This is a genomic window from Proteus mirabilis ATCC 29906, from assembly GCF_000160755.1.
Lineage (GTDB): Bacteria > Pseudomonadota > Gammaproteobacteria > Enterobacterales > Enterobacteriaceae > Proteus > Proteus mirabilis.
The window spans coordinates 143,830-168,513 of record NZ_GG668582.1 but is presented as its reverse complement, the minus strand read 5'-3'; the positions used below and the strand labels follow the sequence as shown (position 1 = coordinate 168,513).

The 24,684-nt window shown below is 38.9% G+C and carries 15 protein-coding genes; 8 read left to right on the top strand and 7 right to left on the bottom strand.

The window, feature by feature from the left end; genetic code table 11:
• Positions 1 to 1,266: 1,266 nt before the first annotated feature.
• The 8 genes from HMPREF0693_RS15730 (at position 1,267) to HMPREF0693_RS15695 (ending at position 13,640) form a co-directional block, all read left to right on the top strand.
• Positions 1,267 to 1,662, top strand: a complete 396-nt coding sequence (locus HMPREF0693_RS15730) for a hypothetical protein (RefSeq protein ID WP_004246554.1) — start codon at positions 1,267 to 1,269, stop codon at positions 1,660 to 1,662.
• 147 nt (positions 1,663 to 1,809) lie between these two features.
• The gene (gene bcsA, locus HMPREF0693_RS15725) at positions 1,810 to 3,924 is read left to right on the top strand and encodes a UDP-forming cellulose synthase catalytic subunit (protein ID WP_050765219.1); all 2,115 of its coding nucleotides are present in this window, start codon (positions 1,810 to 1,812) and stop codon (positions 3,922 to 3,924) included.
• A gap of 2 nt (positions 3,925 to 3,926) precedes the next feature.
• On the top strand, positions 3,927 to 6,275 hold the full coding sequence (bcsB, locus tag HMPREF0693_RS15720) for a cellulose biosynthesis cyclic di-GMP-binding regulatory protein BcsB (RefSeq protein WP_004246552.1): 2,349 nt from the start codon (positions 3,927 to 3,929) through the stop codon (positions 6,273 to 6,275).
• A gap of 10 nt (positions 6,276 to 6,285) precedes the next feature.
• Positions 6,286 to 9,972 (top strand): cellulose biosynthesis protein BcsC, encoded by a 3,687-nt coding sequence (locus HMPREF0693_RS15715; protein WP_036932490.1) that lies wholly within the window; start codon positions 6,286 to 6,288, stop codon positions 9,970 to 9,972.
• 15 nt (positions 9,973 to 9,987) lie between these two features.
• Positions 9,988 to 10,458: a cellulose biosynthesis protein BcsD gene (bcsD, locus tag HMPREF0693_RS15710; protein WP_004246549.1), complete on the top strand. Its 471-nt coding sequence runs from the start codon at positions 9,988 to 9,990 to the stop codon at positions 10,456 to 10,458.
• Positions 10,459 to 10,496: 38 nt separating this feature from the next.
• A complete protein-coding gene (locus HMPREF0693_RS15705; protein ID WP_004246548.1) occupies positions 10,497 to 11,402 on the top strand; it encodes a sensor domain-containing diguanylate cyclase in 906 nt (301 codons plus the stop codon).
• Between the two features lie 173 nt (positions 11,403 to 11,575).
• Positions 11,576 to 12,538, top strand: a complete 963-nt coding sequence (gene galU, locus HMPREF0693_RS15700; protein ID WP_004246546.1) for a UTP--glucose-1-phosphate uridylyltransferase GalU — start codon at positions 11,576 to 11,578, stop codon at positions 12,536 to 12,538.
• Positions 12,539 to 12,611: 73 nt separating this feature from the next.
• The gene (locus HMPREF0693_RS15695; RefSeq protein WP_004246544.1) at positions 12,612 to 13,640 is read left to right on the top strand and encodes a family 8 glycosyl hydrolase; all 1,029 of its coding nucleotides are present in this window, start codon (positions 12,612 to 12,614) and stop codon (positions 13,638 to 13,640) included.
• Positions 13,641 to 13,788: 148 nt separating this feature from the next.
• Here the strand turns inward: HMPREF0693_RS15695 and HMPREF0693_RS15690 are convergent, their stop codons facing one another.
• The 7 genes from HMPREF0693_RS15690 to fdnG form a co-directional block, all read right to left on the bottom strand.
• Positions 13,789 to 15,438: an LTA synthase family protein gene (locus HMPREF0693_RS15690; RefSeq protein WP_012368625.1), complete on the bottom strand. Its 1,650-nt coding sequence runs from the start codon at positions 15,436 to 15,438 to the stop codon at positions 13,789 to 13,791.
• A 108-nt stretch (positions 15,439 to 15,546) separates the two neighbouring features.
• Complete coding sequence (gene selB, locus HMPREF0693_RS15685) at positions 15,547 to 17,409, bottom strand: selenocysteine-specific translation elongation factor (protein WP_004246541.1); 1,863 nt, start codon at positions 17,407 to 17,409, stop codon at positions 15,547 to 15,549.
• Positions 17,406 to 18,797, bottom strand: a complete 1,392-nt coding sequence (gene selA / locus HMPREF0693_RS15680) for an L-seryl-tRNA(Sec) selenium transferase (RefSeq protein WP_004246540.1) — start codon at positions 18,795 to 18,797, stop codon at positions 17,406 to 17,408. Before selA ends, selB begins: the two co-directional genes overlap by 4 nt.
• A 15-nt stretch (positions 18,798 to 18,812) precedes the next feature.
• Positions 18,813 to 19,733, bottom strand: a complete 921-nt coding sequence (fdhE, locus tag HMPREF0693_RS15675) for a formate dehydrogenase accessory protein FdhE (protein ID WP_004246539.1) — start codon at positions 19,731 to 19,733, stop codon at positions 18,813 to 18,815.
• A gap of 198 nt (positions 19,734 to 19,931) precedes the next feature.
• Entirely contained in the window at positions 19,932 to 20,588 is a 657-nt protein-coding gene (gene fdoI / locus HMPREF0693_RS15670; protein WP_004246538.1) for a formate dehydrogenase cytochrome b556 subunit, read from the bottom strand.
• A complete protein-coding gene (fdxH, locus tag HMPREF0693_RS15665) occupies positions 20,585 to 21,523 on the bottom strand; it encodes a formate dehydrogenase subunit beta (protein WP_004246537.1) in 939 nt (312 codons plus the stop codon). The genes fdoI and fdxH overlap by 4 nt, the downstream gene beginning before the upstream one ends.
• An 11-nt stretch (positions 21,524 to 21,534) precedes the next feature.
• Complete coding sequence (fdnG, locus tag HMPREF0693_RS15660; RefSeq protein ID WP_080633831.1) at positions 21,535 to 24,582, bottom strand: formate dehydrogenase-N subunit alpha; 3,048 nt, start codon at positions 24,580 to 24,582, stop codon at positions 21,535 to 21,537.
• Positions 24,583 to 24,684: the final 102 nt, after the last annotated feature.

Here is a 24,684-nt window from a genome sequence, read left to right as displayed (position 1 = left end):
GCATTTTGTGATCTTGTCAGGAGGTGAAACGTTTTTTCTAACCCCATTTTTAATAGAAAAAACTATCATAAAATGACTAGTTTTTAGGTTTTAATAAAGAAAATATGGATTAATATGATAGGAATACTCTTAAAAGGAGTGGTTCCGAAAATGTTATCGTTAACATTATATCTAAAATAGATGGTTGTTATTTGATGTATTTTTATTAGTATAAAAACGTAGTTAAGTGCTATTTAATGATATAAAAAAACAAAAATATACGTATTAATACTTGTATATAGTAATAGTATCTACAAGGTGTGTATTATTTATTATAAATCAGTCAGTTAAAGATTCATTGTTATTATAGTGTTAAAGTTAATTAATGTATTCGTATCTAGTATATTTATTCTTTTTATTAAGTATTATTAACAATATTATTTAATACGTAAAATATAATCTTGGTTAATTATCCTGATTTTATGGTTAATGATAGTTGTTTTTCCTATTAATAAACAATAAAGAATATTGTTATTAAATCATCTCTTTTAAGTTATTTTTTTTAGATTATCTTAATGGGTCTGAATAAATAAAGTTATTTTCTTTTTATAGCATGACAATGTGTTAGCTACTCTATGAAAAAAATACACTTTTCGCTTATAAAAATGTGTCTTTTTTTGATGATGATCAACACAAAAAAACAACATCGCATTTTGCTTTGTGAGCCATATTTTACATTTAAAAAAGATCAGTAGCTGAAAAATTTCATATTACTTTTCTCAATGTTTTTTCTTCTTAGAATAAATTATATTACAAGGTAATAATTACAGGATTTTATTTTTATAAAATTTATACAATTTGTTATTAGTTTTATTACGTTATTAGATGGGGAATTAACCTGCTTTTTTACGTTAAAAAGAGACTTTTTTTTTGTGTTTTTCATTAACATTGTATTAAGTAAAAATACACAGTTAGATAAAATAAAATACAATCTGAGCGAAAAATAGTTATTTTGAAGGCGTTGTATTTCCTATTAAAATAATTATACAATTCAAATTAAATAATCATTACTTACAATTAGACAGTGTCTTTTTTATTAGATGAAATATTTTACAAGTAAAATTACTCTGCATGATTTAGGTTTGTATAAATAAATGAAAGTTGTCCTGCAACTCTTAGGTGTTAGCTTTTAAATAAGCTTATTTTAATTGTTTTTGTATCCTTATCTTGGTGAGGTTTTTAATTGTTTGACAAGGTATTAGGTGCGATTATTTAAGGGTTCATATTATGTATGATGATATAGATAATTTAAAAAATAAGTTTCAGGAAGAGGGGTTTACTTTTCAAGATTTCTCTTCTCAAACGACAGGTAATATAGCCTGTAATATTAGTAATAGTGTTATAAATCAACAGGATAATAAAGACTCCCTATCAGGGGATAATGAAGAGTTCTTGAATATATCTAAAGTTAAAAAGAGACAAAAACAAACAGCTAATATAGCGACTTCTCTTTCTTATTCACAAGATTTAGCCTCGGAAGTAAAAGAAAAAAATAGAGTTAATAAGCAAAGTAAGTGTTTGCTAGATAATCAGTTATTTGAAAAAAAAACCACAGATAAGTGCCTAGTAAATGAAAAGCTCTCATTGCAAAAGATATTTTTATTTATTGCATCAGCTAATTAAACAAGCTCTTAAATATAAATAATATTGACTTATGTCAATTTATAGCTATTGGTATTTTCTTTTTTTAAAAGAATTTATTGGTCTATCGTACCAAGAATGAATTTTTTCTTAAAAAAGAAAATAATAGCAATGGCAAGGTATGGGGTTATGAATAAATTATTTAAACTATTAATAACAGCTTTTTTATTAATAACAATGTTTTCGCTTATTGTTATGCCAATGAGTGCTAAACAACAATATATATTTGGAATAATTAATATTCTGCTGTTATTTATTATTGGCTCTAAAAAATCAAAAAAACGATTATTAACAATGATTTTTTTATCATTGTTAATGTCTACACGTTATCTGTATTGGCGAGCAACCCACACACTTAATTTTAATACCTCTATTGAAGGGATATTGGGTACAGGATTATTTTTGGCTGAGATCTACTCTTGGATTATTTTAGTTTTAGGTTATTTCCAAACAGCTTGGCCATTAAATAGAAAAATAGCGCCATTACCAAAAGATATCTCGTTATGGCCAACAGTGGATATTTATGTACCCACATATAACGAAAGTTTAGATGTGGTACGTGATACGGTTTTAGCTGCACAAGGTATTGATTATCCAAAAGATAAAATGAAAGTTTATCTTTTGGATGATGGTAGCCGTGAAGAGTTTAAGCAATTCGCCAATGATGTTGGTGTGACTTATATTGAGCGTGAAGAGCACGATCACGCTAAGGCAGGTAATCTAAATCACGCAATGGCATTAACTGATGGTGAGCTTATTTGCGTCTTTGATTGTGACCATATCTCTACCCGTATATTTTTACAGGCAACGGTGGGTTATTTCCTTGAAGATCCAAAATTAGCTTTGGTGCAAACACCACACTATTTCTATTCACCCGATCCTTTTGAACGTAATTTAAGTGCCGCCAAAAACGGCCCTCACGAAGGTGCACTTTTTTATGGCCCTGTTCAACGAGGTAATGATAATTGGAATGCAACCTTCTTCTGTGGTTCATGTGCGGTAATGCGTCGTAGCGCCCTAGAAGAAATTGGTGGTATTGCGGTTGAGACAGTCACAGAAGATGCCCATACGGCATTAAAATTACAACGTTTAGGTTGGAATTCGGCATTTATTGATATTCCTTTAGCTGCAGGTCTAGCAACAGAGCGTTTAGCATTACATGTTAATCAACGTATTCGTTGGGCTAGAGGAATGACACAAATCTTTCGTGTTGATAACCCTATGTTAGGCCGCGGCTTAACGTTTCCTCAGCGGTTATGTTATCTCAATGCGATGATGCATTTTCAGTATGGGTTGCCTCGGATTATCTTTTTAACCGCACCTTTACTGTTTATGTTATTCAACCTCAATATTATCGCCTCTTCTGCCAGTATGATTTTTGCCTTTGCATTACCACATTTAATTATGTCGGTGTATGTAAACTCACGAAATATTGGTAAATATCGCTATTCTTTCTGGGGAGAAATCTATGAAACAGTGATGGCATTTAGTTTAGTACTGCCTACATTGCTCAGTTTAGTCTCACCTAAATTAGGTAAATTTAATGTCACTGATAAAGGCGATTTGCTTGATAAAAGCTATATGGATTATCTAACGGTACGCCCTTTGATTATTACTGCACTGCTTCTAGTTATGGGTATTTCATGGGTCATCATTCGTTATTTATTAAATGATTTTCAAGGCATCGACCCTTTAGTCATTGTATTGAATTTGGTTTGGGCAACTTATAGTTTATTTATTGTGTTGGCATCGATCGCAGTAGGTAAAGAAACACGCCAAATTCGTAAAAATACCCGCATTAAGGCATCACTTCCTATCACTTTACATTTTGATGATGGCGCTGAATTACAAACTACCACCGAAGATATTTCGATGGGGGGAGTGCGTATTGCGATTAATAAAATAGCTGAATTACGCCAGCGTACCGTTAATAGCATTACGTTAATGGTGCAACGTGATGTTGTTACGCTTCCTGTGGAAATGGTCAGTTTAGAAAATAGCCAGTTACGTCTCGCTTTTTTACCAATGGATTTAAATCTACGCCGTAAGTTAGTACGGGTGATCTTTGGTCGTGCAGATGCTTGGGTTCATCAAACACAATATCAAGACAAACCATTAAAAGAGTTAGGTGCTATCACTGGCTGTATTTTTGAGTTGTTCTTTGGTCGTCGTCAAAAAGTAAAAGCACCGGTAAAAAGAGCAAAAACCTCTCTCTCTGTGCAATCTATTAATGGGGATGACTAGGTATGAAAAAGAAACTGACATCAATACTAAGTCTGACGGTTATTGCCATGGCGAGTATTCATTTTTGCTATGCGACAACAGGAATGCTAGAGCTAGATGGTGAAGTATTACCAGAGCCAACATCTTATACTCATCCGCCACTACAACCCACAGTAAGTACGCAACTATTTGATAATGTTGCACTCTCCGAGGCGCGTAATATTGAAGAGCAGTTAACATTAGCTCAAATGGGGAGTCCATCACCAATAGTATTATCCGGTCGACGGTTATTATCCGGCGTGACATTTCGTATGGCAAATGATCTGTTTATCGATAGTGCGACACTCACCATGAAAGTGAAAGCTTCATCGGGATTAGTGCAAGCCGATCAAACGTTACATTTGATGCTAAATGGTCAACCTATGGGATTTTTGCCTTTAGAAGAAGGTGAGCAAGAACATGAGTATATGTTAGAGATCCCTGAAATGATGTTGACCAATATAAACAACTTGAGTTTTCGCCTTGCCAGTCGCGATGCTTTAGATGAAAAGCAGTGTATGCCTCCTTTAGCTGATGAGTTAAGTTTGGTGATTTCGCCCGATTCATCATTAAATTATCGAGGTCGTTGGATTAATGGCGGGTATAGCTTGGAACGACTGCCCCTACCGTTCTTTGATCCTGATAGAATGACAGCGACCTCGTTACCTATTGTTTTAGCCGATAAACCAGATAATGGGCAGGTAACAGCTGCCGCTATTGCTGCTTCTTGGTTTGGTAGTTTTAGTCATGATATTAAACAAATAGATTTACCTGTATTAATGAATCAACTACCTGATAGCGATGGTGTTTTAATTGGTTATGCCGGACAGACTATTGCAGGTATTACCTTACCATCAGGAAAAAATGGGCAGCTCACGATAGTCGATAACCCCGTTGATCCCGTATTTAAATTATTACTGATTAGCGGTGATGATGAAAAAACATTACGTCAAGCTGCATGGGCATTAAATAGTGGCAAATTACCACCAAATGACCAATTAACGGTTGCTGCTCAACATATTCCGGTACGTCAGGATTATGATGCCCCACGTTGGTTAAATACCAATCATCCCGTAACATTGGGGGAGATAGCTCATGGTCGTGATGATTTTACTCGCCAAGGAATAAATCATGCTCCTAATCAATTTTCGTTTCGTGTCTCACCCGATCTCTTTTGGTGGGATGGAGATGCGCTACCTTTAGATCTGCAATATGTTTTTCCTCATTCAGATAAAATAAATAGCCGTCGCTCTTCGTTAATTGCCTCTTTAAACCATCAATTTATTGGTGCGTTATATCCTTCTCGTTCAGAGCCATTAGGAATATTAAGACAGTGGTTAGGGATGGAGAGTGCACAGCAAAGTAGTACGCTTTATTTAGATCCACGACAAATCTACAGTCAAAATCAATTAGAATTCTATTTTGATTTACATGAGTATGATGATGCCCCCTGTATTTTAACGGATGGCCAAGGATTGATTAGTCGTATTGATCCGCAATCAACCTTACAATTTAAAAATACGTGGCACTATTCCAGAATGCCTAATTTAGCCTATTTTTCAGGTGCATCGTTCCCATTTAGTCGCCGGGCAGATTTTTCTCAAACCACATTATTATTGCCAGAAAATCCCACAACTGAAGAGCTATATACGTTAGTTAATTTAATGGCGAGATCGGGCTATTCAACCGGTACACCTGTTTCTTATATTTCTGTTTTTCTTGGTGCGCAAGACTTAGAAAAAAATCAGTTAGCACAAAAAGATATCTTGGCGATTGGAGAGTTAGGTAGTAACGGCTTTTTGCCAAGTGCTTTTTCACAAAAAACCTTCTCTTTTATAAATAACCAACTTGAGATCCAATCTCCCTCATTGATAGATAAAGCTAAAAGTTGGTTAGCCGGTGATCCATTATCACCAAGTAGTGATGCGGCAAATTATCTTGCTCCGTTAAATGATTGGCGGGGAATGATGAGTTTTATCTCTCCTTGGGCTAAAGATCGTGTGGTTGTTTTAGTGACTGCAAAAGGTAATGACTCAATTAAAAACATCATTGGTGATTTGAACCATGCAAATGTTAATGCCGCTATTAAAGGGGATCTGACTTTAATTAGTGGTCAAGATACGGTGATGAGCTTCCATTTAGGAGAACATTTTTCACAGGGAGACCTGCCTCTATTACAGCAATTTCTTTGGTATTGCACCAGACATGTCTATTTGCTTGGCATGTTGGCAGTCGGTTTTTGTGCGCTAACAGGGAGCGTGGTTTATTGCTGGTTACAACGCCGCTCAACGCGTCGCCTGAGTGAAATATCAAAGCGTCATGTTGATAAATAGGGGGAATAAAATGAAAAAACAGACACTTAATATGATTGTTAAAGTGATTTATGCCAGTTGCTTATTAGGCGTTACCCATTCCACGCTTGCTAATGCAACAGATGCGAATATTGTCAGCTCGTTAATAGAGCAAGCAAATTACTGGCATGGAAAAGCGCATGATGAACGAGCCATTGAAGCGCTACAAAAAGTGCTGATCATGGAAAATAATAATCAAGATGCGCTGTATTTAATGGCTTTTTTTACTGCGCAACAAGGAAATGAAAAACAAGCCAGCTATTGGCGTGAAAAACTGGCACGGATTGCACCTCAAGATCCGCGTATTGCGGGATTAAAAAATATTCGCTCATCTCAATTTAGTGAACAGCAATTGGGTTACGCGAGAGAATTAGCCCAAAAAGGGCAACATGAAGAGGCAATAAAAGCCTATCAGCGCTTATTTGTCACACATGAACCACCTGATTCGCTATCACTTGAATATTATCAAACTATGGCTGGAATACCGGCAATGTTGCCACAAGCGATTGCTGGGTTAAAACAACGTGCTCAGCGGATGCCAGATAATAAAGAAACACAAAAAGCATTAGGATTAACATTAACTTATAACGAAGAAACTCGCCGTGAAGGGATTGCTATTTTAAGTAAGATTTCTGGTGATGAAACGGCGAAAAATGGATTAAGACAAGCCTTACTATGGCTTAATGTACGTCCTGATGATGAAGGGCTGTATCAATCTTATCTACAAACTAATCCTCACGATAAAGCTATTGCACAGCATTACCAAGGAGCAATACAAGGTAATGCCCGACAAGCAGGTTATGAAGCGCTAAACACAGGCAACCTAAAGCAAGCAACAACTTACTTTAAACAAGCATTAACGGTCGATAGTCAAGATGCTCAAGCGTTAGCAGGATTAGGTTATGTGGCTCTACGTTCAGGTGATTTGGCAACCGGACAAAAGTTATTAAACCAAGCCTCTCAGTCAGGGGGGGAACAAGGGCAAAAATGGAAACAACAAGCAGAGGATGCGGGTTTTTATTCTCAATTACGAGAAGTGCAACGACAAGCTAAGCAAGGTAATACTCAGCAAGCACTGGATAAATTATTACCTTTAACTCACTCATCGGGTGAAAAAGGATTATCAGCACATTTATTGCAAGCGGATTTATTGCGCAAACAAGGTAATTTACCTGCTGCTTATCAGCTATTATCTGAACTATATCAACAGCATAGTCAAAATGAAAAAGTTATTTCCGCATATTACTACTTGCTTATTCAACAAGGAAAAAACAGCCAAGCTGAGCAATTAGTAGCAAAACAACCCGCATCTTTACGACAAAAATTAACGGCAAATACTGATCCATCAGAAAGATTACGTCGTGATGCGCAAAAGGCGTTAGAAAATGGTCATCGCACTCAGGCAAGACAATTATTAACTCAGGCACAACGTAAAAACCCGCAAAATAATTGGGTATACCTTGATTTAGCCCGTTTAATGATAGCCGAAGGTGATAAAACGCAAGCGGATCAGCTCATTTTACAACTTGAACGTCGTCAAACACGTGATGCCAATTATATTGCGGCGCTCTTTTATGTTGAACAAAAACAGTGGGATAAAGTTTTTACCCTACTGAACAGTCAACCTCAACAAAATGAGGCGGAAAAAGCGTTATTAGAGAGAGCGCGTTTTTATCGTCAACTGACACAAGCTGAGCGTTACTATAAAACGGGCAATCTCGTTGCGATGCGCAATACGCTACGTCCTTTAATCAACCAAGTGGCTGATTATCCAAATGATGTAGGGGAATTAGCTGAAAAACTGGTAAATAGTGGTGCACAAGATGAAGCACTGCAATTGATTGAAAATGATCTGGCTAAAGGGACTAAAGGCTCCGTGGGAAATTATGCAGGGCATATCAATGTGTTTAATGCGTTAGGACGTTATGCACAAGCCTCGAGCTTGATTAATGATCCAGCATTACAGCAACAAACGCCAGCAGCCGAGAAACAACGTTTAGCTATACTGACAAATGTTGCGCAAGCGGATAGTTTACGGGAAAAAGGTGAAATCAAAGCCGCTTATCAAACTCTCGTCACCTCATTAAAGGTAAGTCCTGATGATCCAGACTTATTAATGGCATTAAGTCGTGTGTATTTAGCGCAATCTATGCCAGAGCAGTCAAATAAAATTCTCTCTTACCTTGAAAAACAGCAAGGGAGAGATAGCAAATTACTTCAAGCACAAATTGAAGTTGCTCTGGCGCAAAAAGACGGTCGTAAAGCCAAAACACTGTTACAACAAATACCGACATCTTCACAACCTGCTTATCTATTACAAGCAGCACAAGTAGCGCAATTAAACGGTGAAAATCGTCAGGCATTGGCGTTATTGCGTAGCGCACAATGGCAAACGACAAATAACACAACAGGTACGGTGAATACCGCAGCAGGGCAGTTAATGGCACTAGAGAGTGAAAATAGTGTGATGACTGGCTCTATAAATGAAGATAAACAGATGGTTGCTGTTCAACGCTCCATTCGTCAATTAGAGCAGCAGATATCTCCTTGGGTACAAGGTGGTATTGCTATTCGTCATCGTAATGGTGATAAGGGATTATCAAATTTGACTGAAATATCGGCACCGATTGCTATCTCAAGTGTTCCTGGTGAAGATTGGCGCTGGCAATTTAATATTAATCCCGTTTCAATCACCAGCGGTACGGCTTCTGGAGAGCGCGCTAATCGCTTTGGCTCGGGGCAATTGCAGCATGCTGAACGTTTTGCGAAAAACAGTGATAATCATGATGAAAAGAACAAAATAAACGCAGATGATGCGGGAAGCCAGCGGGCTTCAGGTGTTGAATTAGGATTGATTTTATCTGATCACAATACACGTTTTGATGTTGGAACAACACCTTTGAATAAAGATAGTTCCACTATTGTTGGTGGACTGACTTACTCACCAAAAATTGGCCAAAATGGACAGTTAACATTAACCGCAGAGCGTAGAGCGATTAAAGATAGCTTACTTTCCTATATGGGACGTACCGATCCTATAACGGGAGAAACCTGGGGACAGGTCACGCGTAATGGTGCTAAAGCGCAATATGCATGGGATGATGGCAAAGTCGGTGCTTATATTGGTGGGGGATACTATAACTACCAAGGGAAAAGTGTTGAAAGTAATGAAGAGGTAAAAGTTTGGCTTGGCTCTTATGCAAACTTCTACAAAGATGAGCAACAAGAAGTCAAAGCAGGTGTTCATGTGGACTATATGAACTTTAAAAACAACCAAAATTACTTCTCATTAGGGCATGGGGGGTACTTCAGCCCACAAGATTATGTCGCTGTCTCTTTGCCTGTTGCTTATACCCGTCGTTTTGAAAAAGGAGAGGTATCGCTAAATGGTGCGATAGGGGTACAGAGTTACAAGCAAAAGGGGAGTGATTATTTTCCAACCCATGCTTATATGCAAAATGCGTTAAACAAACGTCATACGAGTGACTCACGTATTAAATCTCGTTATGAAGAGCAAGATGAAACCAATATTACCTATCGTTTAGGGCTCGATGCTAAATATTATTTAAATAAAGAGTCAGAATTAGGGCTCAGCTTATCTCATGATACATCGGGTGATTATGCTGAAGATAATATGTGGTTATATCTAAAATACACCCCAGACTTTTTATCTAAATAATTAAGGAGATAAGTAATGAACCAACATGATAGCGATATATTACAGTTACCTTTTGAAAGCGGTTGGCAAGATCTGACACAACTATTATTTTTTCAAATAGTTAGTGATAACGATATTACGCAGGCCGAAAATAAATTAAGAGATATCGGGAAAGATATCGCTCAACGTTACCCATTACCTGATAGCGAAAATATCCAGTCATTAGAATCACATATCAATCAAGTTTTAACACTGTTTAAGTGGGGCTTTGTGACTATCTCTCCAGCAATGAGTGAGTTGCTATTAGTGCACTGTGCATGGCCACATTTTTCAGCAAATGAAGAGGAAGCTAATTGGCGTGCAGCGAGTGCCAGTGTATTAGAAGGGCTATATGAAGGCTGGCTTACTCATCAAGGGGGAAATGATAAAATGCATGTGCACCGTCAAGCTACAGATGCAAAAGATGCCTTTATTTTTCGTTATGCGAATAGTTCATCAGATAAATAATAAAAACTATGCTTTATTGATAAGCATAGGAGGAAAAAATGAGTGAATTAGTAATTAATAATAATATTGTTAATGACTTATTAATAAAGCAATTTACTAATTATGTATTTATGATGATAGTAACAGATATAAAAGGTAATATTATCTACGCTAATAAAAAATACTGCCAATTTAATCATATTAATTTTGAAAGTATAAAAAATAAAAGATATAACTTGTTTTATTTAGTTGATGAAAATCAAGATGTGTTTTCTAACATTAGTGATAATAAAGAGGTAATAAGATTAGAGGCAAAACACCCAAATAAAAATAAACAAGAAGTATGGGAAGATATTAATATCGTTCCAATTTTTGATAAAAATAATCTAATTTCTCATTATGCATTTTTAAGTTTAGATATCACGGATAAAGTAAAGTTAAGAAATGATTTATTAAATAAAAGCTATATTGACTCTTTAACTGGAATGGCTAACCGTCTAAGTATTATTGAGAAAATTGAACAGGAGCGATTAAATATTGCGACACCTTCATCTTTTTGTCTTGGGATTATTGATTGTGATAAATTCAAAACGATTAATGATCAATATGGCCATGCTATTGGTGATCATGTTTTATGTGAGATAGCGCAGCGTTTATTAGCCTTAGAACGCCAGCAGGTTTACTGTGGACGACTTGGTGGCGATGAATTTGCGGTACTTTTCCCTGCTGGATTACGTTCTTGCTCTTTATTGTTATTGGAGATCATCGAATCGCTATGGCGAGGAATGGAAAAACCGATAAAAATCAATAAAGAAAAAACAATTGTTCCTTCTATTAGCTTAGGTATTGCTGAATACCCTAAGGATGGCAAGACATTATCTGAACTATTAAAGTCAGCAGATAAACAGCTTTATGCAATAAAAGAGAAAGGAGGAAATAAATACGGTTTTTATTCAGAGTATTAAATAACACTATATTTCAAATAAAAGTCATTATTAATAAATAAAAATCTCCTTATCTGGAGAGGGATACTTATATTTTAAATAGAGAGTTTTTTAGGAAAGAAAATAAAAGAAAATTATTTTCAATTAATAACAATGTATTGTTTTTATATAAATAATTATTTGAGGAGTATATTATGATGAAAGCTGTTATTCCTGTCGCTGGATTAGGCACACGTATGTTACCTGCAACTAAATCCATTCCAAAAGAAATGTTACCGATAGTTGATCGTCCTTTAATTCAATATATTGTTGAAGAGTGTGCACAAGCGGGCGTTGAAGAAATTATTTTAGTGACACATTCATCTAAAAACTCAATTGCTGATCATTTTGATACCAGCTTTGAATTAGAGAATATGTTAGAGCAACGAATAAAAAATAAATTATTAAAAGAAGTTCGCTCTATTTGTCCTGAAAATGTAAAAATTATCCAAATTCGCCAAGGGCAAGCATTAGGATTAGGGCATGCCATTTGTTGTGCTCACCCTGTCATTGGTGATAATCCTTTTATTGTATTACTCCCCGATGTGCTATTAAATTCTCACTACTGTGATCCTTGCCATGATAACTTATCTGCCATGATCAAACGCTTCCAAAAAACAGAGCGTAGCCAAATTATGGTTGAACCTGTCGCTCTCACTCAAGTACATCAATATGGAATTGTTGATTGCCAAGGTGTTTTTTGCCCACAAGGTAACTGGGCGCCTATTCGTCGTATTGTGGAAAAACCTAATCCAGAACAAGCACCTTCTAATCTTTCTGTGGTGGGGCGCTATGTTTTCTCTGCAGAAATCTGGCCGTTACTCGATGGGTTGCCTGCGGGGGTTGGCGGCGAAATCCAATTAACGGATGCTATTGATCTCTTATTGAAAAAAGAGGTTGCCGAAGCTTACACCTTAGTTGGTAAATGTCATGATTGTGGTAATAAACTCGGTTATATGAAAGCCTTTGTTGAGTATGGTTTACATAATAGCGAACTGAAAGAAGAGTTCGCTCTTTGGATACAAGAGTTGTATGCAAAAGATGTATTATCCCAAACTATGGCCAATAATCGCCCAACACTAAAAGAAGTCGATAACAGTGTGATGACAATTTTTTGAGGCTATTTTGCAATAATCAGTAGTATGCCGACCGAGTTCATTTAGCGGTCGGCAAAAGAAGGAGAAAGAGACAATGTCCATAAGACAGTTATCTCGATTGACTCATCGACTTGGTATTTTGCTAACACTAAGTGTGATGTTAATGATATCCCCAATGGCACAAGCGACAGAAACCCAAGCTGGATGGCAACAATTTAAAGCGCGTTACATTACTCCCGAGGGGCGTGTCATTGACAGCGCTAATCAAAATATTTCACACTCAGAAGGTCAAGGGTATGGCATGTTAATGGCGGTTATGAGTGACGATCGCCAAACCTTTGCACAATTATGGCACTGGACGGCAATGTCGCTGTATCGTGGTGATCTTGGCTTATTTAAATGGCGTTATGAACCCGAAAATAACCAACATACACCCGATCTTAATAATGCAACAGATGGTGATATTTTAATTGCTTGGGCATTATTAAAGGCTGGGGAAAAATGGCATGATGAAAGCTATCTTTCAGCGTCAGATTCTATTCAGCATGCGATCCTTGAACACACTTTAGTGAAGACAGAAAACTACAGTGTACTCTTACCGGGAATTAATGGTTTTAAAATCCCCGAAGAAATTATCATTAACCCCTCCTATTTTATCTTTCCGGCATGGAAAGATTTCTATCGAGTTAGTCATGATAGTCGCTGGAAAAATTTAATTAACGATAGCCAATCCTTATTAAGAAAAATGCGTTTTGGTAAATATAAATTACCAAGTGATTGGGTAAGTTTATACCCTGATGGTCATCTTGCCCCGAGTGAAAAATGGCCAGCACGATTTAGTTTTGATGCTATTCGCATTCCTCTTTATTTAGCATGGGCACAAGATAAACTCGCATTACAACCTTTTGTGAATTATTGGCAACAATTTGATCGTGATAAGACGCCTGCGTGGATCAGTATTGATGGTAAAGAGCGCGCTGATTATAACTTAACGCCAGGTATGATGGCGGTAAGAGATCTGACAATGAAAACAGTAATTGAAAATGTTGATTTAACTAAGGATACAGATTATTACTCTTCAGCCTTACATTTATTAGCCGCCTTTGCGCAGAATAATAACTGATGATTATTAGTTAACCCCTGTGGATATAACTAATAAAATAAAAAGAGGCCAGTTATTAGCCTCTTTTTTGTTCGATATCAGGACGAGTCAATAATCGTGTTGCTACTGATTAGTAATCCCGATCACCTTTTATCAGTAAATTTGAAAATTAATTATCTTTGCCACCGGCAACGTTTAATTTGTCATAAATATAGTTCTTATAACTATTAACTAATTTTTCATCCTCACAATCATTTAATTTGCCTTGGCATAAATGGCGCATTTGAATATTGGCTTTATAGTAAGGTGATAAAGGTAAACGAGCGCGCTCTAACAACATTCCCCCTAAAAAATTAATATCCGTTAATTCTCCAGTAGAAAGGGTTGCACCTTGCGTTAAATTATCCCTTAAGGTGAATTGAGTAATATGTGCTGGATCACTAAAAGGTGATTGATAATTTTTTAGGTCAATATTAGGTTGATGATCACCAAAATAAAGAAACAGGGTGGGGCGCTCTCTATTTGCGACAAAGTGAGAAAAATCTTCAATAGCCGGATCACTGGCAATAATTTTTTCCATATAGTGGCTAAATTTACCCGGTGCATCAGGGCTTTCTGTTTGGCCAGCTAATTGATAATCATCACTATGTGAGCCTTTATAAGGGCCATGCTCATACATAGTTAAAGAAAAGATAAATAATGGCTTATCTGTATGTGTTTTTAAGATTTCTTTTAGATAATTAATCATATCTTGGGTAGGGATAGTCCATAAATTCTCTTCTAAACTCCCCGGATAACCCAATTCTTGTGGCTGGATAATCTCATCTACCCCTAATTTTTCATAAGCATATCCCGCGTGATAGGCGTTACGATTAAAGGGAGTGAGCAGTACGGTGTAATACCCTTGAGATTTGAGTTGGCGGAATAAACTTTCATTGAGTTTATCAACCACAAAATAGAACACAGAGTTTTTACGCGCACCAAAATCATCGGTATTTAGACCGGTTAATACTGAGAATTCAGAAAGCCAAGTTCCTCCACCAAAGGTTTGTACTCGTAATGGGCTTTGGGCACTGACACCTTCATCTTTTTTAAACATAAAAAGATCGGGCAAATCCACGTTTTTATCAAATTGGTAAATGCTTGGGTTTACGGTAGATTCTTGTAGTAATACAACAATATCGGGTTTTACCTCGGTTTGTGTTTCCGGTAAGACCACACGGTTGGCTTGCTCGATAAAGTAGTCTGCACTTTGTGCATAGTAAGGGGGATGATAAGCCGTTTGATAACCCGACATAATTAGATTAGTCACAGTTCCTCGACCACCGGGAAGCGTACCTTCCCACTCCGATTGCCATTTATTCACCGTAAAATGAATAGTTGTAAGGCCAATAATAATGAGTAATAAGCTACTTAGGCGTGTAGCAATAGGTGATTTACGGGAGAAACGCCACGCGGTAACCATATTAATGATTAGCCAAATAGCCATGGCAATAATCGCGACACCGGCTTCCCAATACTGCGTTAAGGTGCCTAAATTTGAGCTATCAAAAGCAAGGTTAAAATCTGAAAATAGCAGTGACTCTTTATAATAGTGGACTTTAAGCTGATTGATAAACTTGATAATGATAAAGAGTGTCCCTGTTGTGATTGCCGAGAATAGCGCGCGGGACGATAAAACAAAACACAGCGTAAAAATAATAAAATAAACACTGACAGACAGTAGTGCGGTATAAATTAGAGAAGCTTTCTCAAAGACAATAAATAATGAAGCAATAAGAACAAGCGCAAGATATATACGCCCTGATAATTTTTTCATATCTCTTCCGAGCATAGTGATTAAAAGTTTATTGATAAAGACAAGCGAAGAATACCTTAATTGGCTGAATGCTCATATCCAGCCAATCATAAAGAGTAACCAGTTAAGTTAGAATAACCCTTTATCTCGTAAGATATGAAGATCTTTTTTACGTCGAGTGAACCCTGTTCGGTCAAAATACTCAAGAATTTGTACGGCAAGTTTGCGACCTACGGCCAGTTCATCACGAAAATCGGCTGCGGTTACACTGCCGTTGGTTTCGTTATATTTTACGATGATAGCGGCAAATTTTTCTATCGAATCATGAGTATAATAGCGATCGGCAATAATGGGGATAATAAGACCTAGTTGAGCGGCTTTGCGTAATAAGCCTCGTATGACTTTTTCATCATGTTTCATTTCATGGGCGAGATCACGAACCCACCAAGGCTCTGATTGTTGAAAATAGTTTTTGGCAATCTGCCATAGTGCCTCTTGCTCTGCTGTGAAAGCTAACCCATGTGTTGGTAGATGTAGCCAGCCTCGAGTTTGCTTAATAGCGCCTTCTTGGCGTAACTGATCAATTAAGTGATAAACCAGCTCATCGTGATAAGTGGGAAGAGCCATACGTTTTAAACGGGAACGGCCCACACCCATTTGATCGTTATGTTGCTGGTGATATTCTTCTAGTGTGCGTAATAGTTTTGCTTTAGCCTGTTCGGCATTGGCTTTCGAAATGACGACGCCGGAAATAGAAATAACATCAAAGGTGGTTAATAGCGTATCAAGTGCGGTTTCCGTCAGTTGCTGTGCCCAAGCAAATTGTGTCAATAACAATTCACCTTTGGGTAAATAGAGTGCGAGGTTATCACTCACCGTGTTGGCTTTATCAAGTGCACTTAGCCAAGATAAAAATTCAGCTTGTCGTTTACCCCGACGAGGAGAGTGTAAGCAGAGCACTTTGGCCGCCGCTAAAGTTCGTTGTGCACTGATATCACGTAAAATCAGTCTATCGTTATCCACCAGCCACAAGGGTTCATCAAGAATAAGCTCTGCTAATAGCGGTGTTTCATCGGTATTATTTAATAGTGCAATACGTCCTGTAATATGGCGTGTACCATGATGAATATGAACCGGTTGCCAATGTTTAATAGATTCATCAGCTGTTAGACTGACTAATATTTTATGTGAAGGATAAAGTGGTGCTTGTGATAGTAACCAATCACCACGAGAAACCGTTTCTTTACTGACATCACCACTAATATTTATCGCAATGCGCATACCTGCACCGGCTTGTTCTACTGGCTGATTTTGCGCATGTAATGCCCTAATTCTTACCGGTTTATCTGCACCGGTTAGCCAAAAAGTATCACCTAGCGCAATTTGCCCGGCAAGTGCAGTACCTGTGACCACCAAACCCGCACCTTTAATACTAAATACACGATCAATCGCTAAGCGAAAACGCTTATGCCATTGAGGGTGTTGTTGCTCTTGCTGATGTAGGGTAACTAAATAGTCTCGTAATGGCGCGATACCTACGCCAGTTGAGGCTGAAGTGACAAAGATTTGTGGTGCTGACCAACCTAGATTAAGTAAGTGTGTGGTTATCTGCTGTTTAACTTCATCAATACGTGGTGGCTCTACACGATCTGCTTTGGTGAGGATCACGGTGATGTTAGGACAACCGGCAAGACGTAAGATAGCTGTATGTTCAATAGTTTGTGCCATCACACCGTCATCACAAGCGACAATTAATAAGGCGTGAGAAATTCCCCCAATACCGGCCAACATATTAGAAAGAAACTTTTCATGACCGGGGACATCGACAAAACCAATGACTGATCCATCGGTTTGTGGCCAATAGGCATAACCTAAATCGATGGTCATACCGCGTTTTTTCTCTTCAGGTAAGTGAGTTGTATCTACACCGGTGATCGCTTGTATTAATGTTGTTTTTCCGTGGTCTACGTGACCGGCTGTCGCAAAAATCATAGTGATAGAGCCTGTATTAATGCATTTTCATCCTCAAGACAACGTAGGTCGAGCCATAAGCGACCATCCGTAATACGGCCGATAATAGGTTTTTCTAGGTTACGCCAATGTGCCGCAAGGGCATCTAATTGACTTCCTTTCCCATCTTTGGCAGCAAAGGTAAGGGCTGCACTGGGTAAGCTTTCAATCGGTAACGAGCCACTTCCTATTTGCGAAGCACATGAGGATATTGTGATATGGTAGTTATCGCCATAATATGCCTGAAAATGAGGAAGTAACCGTTGCGCCATATCATGAATTTCGGTTTGTGTACGAGTGAGTAAACGTAATGTCGGGATATCCTTGATCATTTTTTCAGGTTGTTGATAAAGTCTTAAGGTGGCATCTAATGCTGCCAATGTCATTTTATCGACACGTAACGCTCGTTTTAGAGGGTGATGTTGGATGGCTTCTATCCACGCTTTTTTACCTAGAATAATTCCTGCTTGTGGGCCACCTAATAGTTTATCTCCTGAAAAAGTGACTAAATCTATACCCTGTTGCAAATAGTCCTGTGGCATCGGCTCGCTAGGTAAACCCAGTGCAGCCAAATTGGTCATAGAGCCACTGCCTAAGTCTATGGCGGTGGGTAAATTCATCTCTTTACCCAGCGCAGCAAGTTGTGCACCTTCAACTTCAGCGGTAAAGCCTTGAATGCTGTAGTTGCTGGTATGAACTTTCATTAGCAACCCAGTATTTTCGTTAATCGCGTTACGGTAATCTTTTAGATGGGTACGGTTAGTGGTTCCCACCTCTTTTAAACGACATCCCGCTTGGCACATCACATCAGGAATACGAAAAGCACCGCCGATTTCAACTAATTCGCCACGAGAAACAACCACTTCTTTATCTGGTGCGACGGTGGCCAGCATTAATAAAACGGCAGCTGCATTATTATTAACAATACAAGCATCTTCGGCGCCAGTTAATTCACATAACAGATCGGCAATGGCTCGATCACGATGTCCTCGAGAAGCACCATCAAGGGAGTATTCTAATGTTGCCGGAGAGCGCATGACTTGGCTTACCGCTTCAATCGCTGACTCTGCCATTAACGCACGACCTAAATTGGTGTGTAATACCGTCCCTGTTAAATTAAAAACCGGTTTTATGGCGGCTTTTCGTTGTAATGCAATACGATTTTTTAATTCTTCCGCCCAATTATCATGCCATTGCGGTAACTGATTATTTTGTCGAATAATGATACGCGCTTCTTCTTGTAGTTTGCGTAAATGTTCAACGATAAAGGTCTGCCCATAACCATCAACTAAAGTTTGAATGTCAGCCTGATGGAGCAAACTGTCTATCGATGACAGTTGACTGTAAAGTGAACGCGTATCATGTGTCATGTTAATACCTAATTATTATTCATTGGGGAATAGAAGGGGGTTAATACTACTGCGTGCAAAACCTTCTTCTTCCATTTTTGCATCAAGAATAAGGGAGGCTAAATCGTCAGCTACAGCATCGACGTTAGCATCTTTTTCTTGGTATAAAATTTTTAAATAACTACCACAATCGCCACAGCTTTCTGCTTTGACTGGCGCATTTTCACTATCAAGAGACCAGTAATTTAATTTGCCCGTTAGTTCACAATTAGTACATTTTATACGTACCACGTGCCATTCGGTTTCACATAAATTACAGTGTAAATAACGCAGTCCTTGAGTGGTGCCAATTTGTACCATACTCGATACAGGCATACTGTTACAAACGGGGCAAAATTGGCGATTTTCGCCATATTCTGTTTTCGCTTTACCGGGAATGTTTGCCGCCAGTTGCGCCCAGTAAAGTGATAATGCCGCCCAAATAAATACTGATTTATCAGCGGAAACTTTTGAGTATTCATCGTTTAATAGTGCTGTTGCCATCTCTTCTAATTCGGTTTCAGAGGCTTTAGAGAGATTTTCTAAGGCAATTTTAGCACTTTCAGGTACAACGGATTGTAATTCCGCAATGATTGAGGCGAGTAATGCATGCCAATGCTTACTACGCTTAAAGGTCTTTTTATCTAACGGCGCTATACCCGTTTGTTGAGAAAGTAACGGAGTTAAATCTAATTCAAGCGGGTTATCATGTAATGCTTTTTCTTGTGCTAAGGCAATTTCGGCAGCAAATTCAAGATAATCAGCGAAAGGATTGTCTTTGGCTAATGCTTGAAAACGTTCAGCACGACGTTGGTAGAGGTTTTTTAAATTAGGGAATAACACCGGTGGAATAAAGCTGATGCTTTTTTCTGATGGCTCTTTACCTAATTGCTCTTTAGGAACGATGCGAATACTCATAACGTTCTATCTTCCTTCATAGTGTATTACCTACAAATATTGGCATCAGAATAATGCAAAATTTTACTTGAAGCCATGACAGCAGGTAAGGATATAGTCAATTTCTTGTTTATTTACGCTTGAAGATGATCGGGTAAATAAAATAAAAACGGAGGCAACAGTCAGCCTCCGTTTGTTCAGCAAATTAGCGTTAGTGCATTATTTCTGTGACTGCTTTTCGGCTTCTTTTTTCTCTTCTTCCAGTACTTCACGATACCAGCGAGGATGGTGTTTTTTCGCCCAACCGCGAGTCACCCAACCTTCAACCATGCTACGAATTGAGCCTTTCACCCAAAACGCTGCATAAGCGTGAACGATAACGGTAATAATCAGTAAGATTGCGGCAAATGAGTGCACCAGCAATGCAATACGAATCACCGGAATGGAGAAATATTCAGCAAAATAAGGACGCCAGATGATGATGCCACTGACCGTCAGCAGGATCAAACTGATAGATAATGCCCAGTAAATGCCTTTCTGACCTAAGTTATAGTGACCAATATCACCCGCTTCTTCATTTTTTAGCACTTTATGAATATTTTTAGCCCAAACTAAGTCATCTTTATCAATAAAGTTGTACTTCAGGTATCTGAAGAACATAAAGATAAACAAAATCGCCATCGCACTCCCCACAAATGGGTGAAGTAAACGTGACAGTTGAGGCGTACCTAAAATGTTCATAAACCAGTTCAGAGATGGGAAGAAGAAACCCAAACCACTGATGGCTGTGAATAGAAATACAATCACAACAACCCAGTGATTAATTCGCTCTGATGCGGTATGGCGAAGAATTTTATCACCTTTCTTCTTCATCATTTTTGCTCCTCCTTATTCACAGAGGTCTGTGTTTTAGAAGATGCTTCCATCTCTTTTTGTGCCGCTTCTTCATCTTCTTCGGTGGTGCGGTTAGGGCCAACACCTAAGTAGTGGAAGATAGCACCTGCAAATGTAGCAGCAAAACCAACCGCCGCTAATGGTTTCCAAATACCTTTCCAGAATTTAACCGTTGAGCTAATTTCTGGGTTTTCTGGTAAACCATGGTACAGGTTGGGTTTATCCGCGTGATGAAGCACGTACATAACGTGTGTGCCACCAACGCCTTGTGGATCGTAGAGTCCAGCGTTGTCATAGCCACGAGTTTGTAACTCTGTAACACGTTCATTGGCAAGATTAATCATCGACTCTTTTGAGCCAAAATGGATAGCACCAGTCGGACAGGTTTTAACACAAGCCGGCTCTTGACCCACTTCAACACGGTCTACACACAAGGTGCATTTATAAGCACGGTTATCTTCTTCATTAATACGCGGTACGTTAAAAGGACAACCAGCAATACAGTAACCACATCCGATACAGTGCTCAGATTGGAAGTCCACAATACCGTTAGCATATTGAATGATAGCGCCTTCTGCAGGACATGCTTTTAAACAGCCCGGATCAGCACAATGCATACAACCATCTTTACGGATCAACCATTCCAATTTGCCATTCTCTTCAACTTCAGAGAAACGCATCACTGTCCATGATTTAGCCGTTAAGTCCGTTGGGTTGTCATAAACACCGACGTTAGTACCAATTTTATCGCGGATATCGTTCCATTCAGAACAAGCAACCTGACAGGCTTTACAACCAATACAGGTGGTAACGTCGATAAGTTTTGCCACTTCTTCCTTGTAATCCCGCACTTGTGGTGCGGGAGTAAGGGAATTGGTGGCAGAGCGACGAATAATGTCTTGTGATTGCAGTGACATAATTTATCTCCTTACACCTTTTCCACATTAACAAGGAACGCTTTAAATTCTGGCGTTTGTGTATTTGCATCACCGACGAATGGCGTTAGGGTATTAGCAATAAAGCCTTTAACCGCAACCCCTTCAAAACCCCAGTGGATCGGAATACCAATGGTATCCACTTTGCGACCATCAACATCAAGTGTTCTAATACGTTTGGTCACTACAGCTTTTGCTTTAATGTAACCACGTTTGGAACTGACTTTAACGGTGTCACCTTGAGAAATACCTTTTTCTGCCGCTAACCGTTCACCGATTTCGATAAATTGTTGAGGCTGAATAATGGCATTTAACAGCGCATGTTTTGTCCAGAAGTGGAAATGCTCAGTCAGACGGTAAGTCGTACCTACATATGGGAACTCTTCTGCTTTACCCATCTCTTCCCAGTCATCTTTAAACACACGTGCTGCTGGGTTTGAAACAACATTTGGATGCAGTGGGTTGGTACCTAATGGGGTTTCAATTGGCTCATAGTGTTCAGGGAATGGACCTTCTGCCATCTTGTCGATAGCGAATAAACGCCCCATACCTTCAGGTTGCATAATAAATGGACCAACATCAGAGCCTGGTGCGGCATTGCTATAGTCAGGTACATCAATACCTGTCCATTTGCTACCATCCCATTCGATTAACTTGCGTTTTGGATCCCATGGTTGACCTTGTGGATCTGCTGATGCACGGTTGTAAATAATGCGACGGTTTAAAGGCCATGCCCACGCCCAACCTAATGTGTTACCCAAACCTGATGGGTCTGAGTTATCACGGTTAGCCATTTGGTTGCCTTTTTCTGTCCAGCTACCCGCGAAGATCCAACAGCCACTTGCCGTTGTACCATCATCACGTAACTGAGCAAATGAGCTTAGTTGCTGACCTTTCTTCAAAATGATATTGCCATCAGCGTCTTTTAAGTCGACAAGGGCTTTACCATTGCTCTCTTGAGCCACTTCTTCAGATGTTGGATTATTAGGATCAAAGTAATCCCAAGTCATATTCAACACCTGCTCAGGCATTGCGCCACCTTCTTCTTTATAAAGTTGGCGTAAACGATGGAAAATACCTGAGAGAATTTCACCATCAGGCAGTGCAATTCCTGGGGCATCAGCACCTTTCCAGTGCCATTGTAACCAGCGTCCTGAGTTAACAATAGAGCCGTTCTCTTCAGCAAAACAAGTCGTAGGTAGACGGAAAACTTCAGTTTGGATATCTGCTGTTTTCACATCATTCTCTTCACCGTGGTTTTGCCAGAAACAAGATGTTTCTGTATTTAACGGATCCATGGTGATAAGGAATTTCAGTTTTGATAATGAGCGGATCACTTTGTTCTTATTCGGGAATGAAGCTACAGGGTTAAAGCCTTGGCAGATATAGCCATTGACTTCACCTTTATCCATCATTTCGAAATATTGTAGAACGTCGTAAGGTTTATCCCATTTAGGTAATAGTGAGAATCCCCAATCGTTATCACGTTGAGCATGATCACCATAAAATGTCTTCATCATACTGACGAAGAATTTAGGATAGTTACCCCAGTAGTTAACCTGCCCTTGGACGGTCGGTTTTGGCGTATTGGCTGCTAAATAGGTTTCTAACGATGTTTGCTTTTCAGAAGGCAAGGTTAGGTAACCTGGTAAGCTTTGTGATAACAGACCAAGATCTGTTAAGCCTTGAATATTAGAGTGACCACGTAGAGCATTAACACCGCCACCTGCCATACCCATATTACCTAACAGTAATTGGATCATCGCCATAGTACGAATGTTTTGTGCACCAACAGTGTGTTGAGTCCAGCCTAATGCATACAGGAAAGAGGCTGTTTTATCTTTCGCTGCTGTTTCAGCAATATATTCACAGACTTTTAAGAAATCTTCTTTTGGTGTACCGCAAATCTGAGTGACCACATCAGGTGTGTAGCGACTAACGTGTTCTTTTAATAGATTCCAGACACAACGAGGATGTTGAAGCGTGGTGTCGCGTTTAGCGAAACCATTTTCATCCATCTCGTAATTCCAAGTGGTTTTATCATATTGACGTTTTTCAGGATCGTAACCACTAAAGAGACCATCATCAAAATGGTAATCTTCGCGCACAATCAAGCTGGCATTGGTATAAGCCTCAACGTACTCTTTTTGATATTTTTTATTTTCGAGCAGATATAAGATAACCCCCGATAAGAAGGTGATATCTGTACCTGAACGAATAGGCGTATAGAAATCCGCAACAGACGCAGTACGTGTGAAGCGAGGATCAATCACAATTAACTTGGCTTTATTATGGATTTTAGCTTCCATTGCCCAGCGGAAACCGACAGGGTGTGCTTCAGCCGCATTACCGCCCATAACGACGATAAGGTTGGCATTTTTCATATCAACCCAGTGGTTGGTCATCGCACCGCGACCAAATGTTGGAGCAAGACTTGCTACCGTTGGTCCGTGTCAGACACGCGCTTGGTTGTCGACAGCCAGCATCCCAAGTGCTCTTGAGAATTTCTGGGTCAAAAAGCCTGTTTCGTTACTTGCTGCGGAGGCACAAAGCATCCCCGTTGATAACCAACGGTTTACTTCAACACCTTCTTTATTGAATTTTTCGAAGTTGGCATCGCGATCTTTTTTCATTAAGCGTGCGATACGATCAAAGGTCTCTTCCCATGAAAGTTTTACCCATTTATCTGAGCCGGGAGCACGATATTCAGGATATTGTAAACGGCCTTTACTATGGATAAAATCAACGAGACCAGCACCTTTAGGACAAAGTGCACCACGGTTTACTGGGTGGTCAGGATCACCTTCAATATGGAATATGGTTTCTTTTGCGTTTTTCGCGCCATCGCCCAGACTATACATTAATAGTCCACAACCGACAGAACAGTACGTACAGGTATTGCGAGTTTCACGGGCACGCAGTAATTTATACTGACGTGAGCCTGCTAACGCAACAGCGGGTGCAAAACCTAAGGCAGCCGCTGTAGTACCTGCCATACCGCCAGCACAGATCTTAAAGAACTGTCTTCTGCTGACCTGCATGGGGTCTCTCCTCATCATACATTGCTTTTACTGACTCTGATTTTCTTCACGAAAACAGGAGCTGATTGTTTTTTTATTCCTATTATCCTTAATAGGATCAGG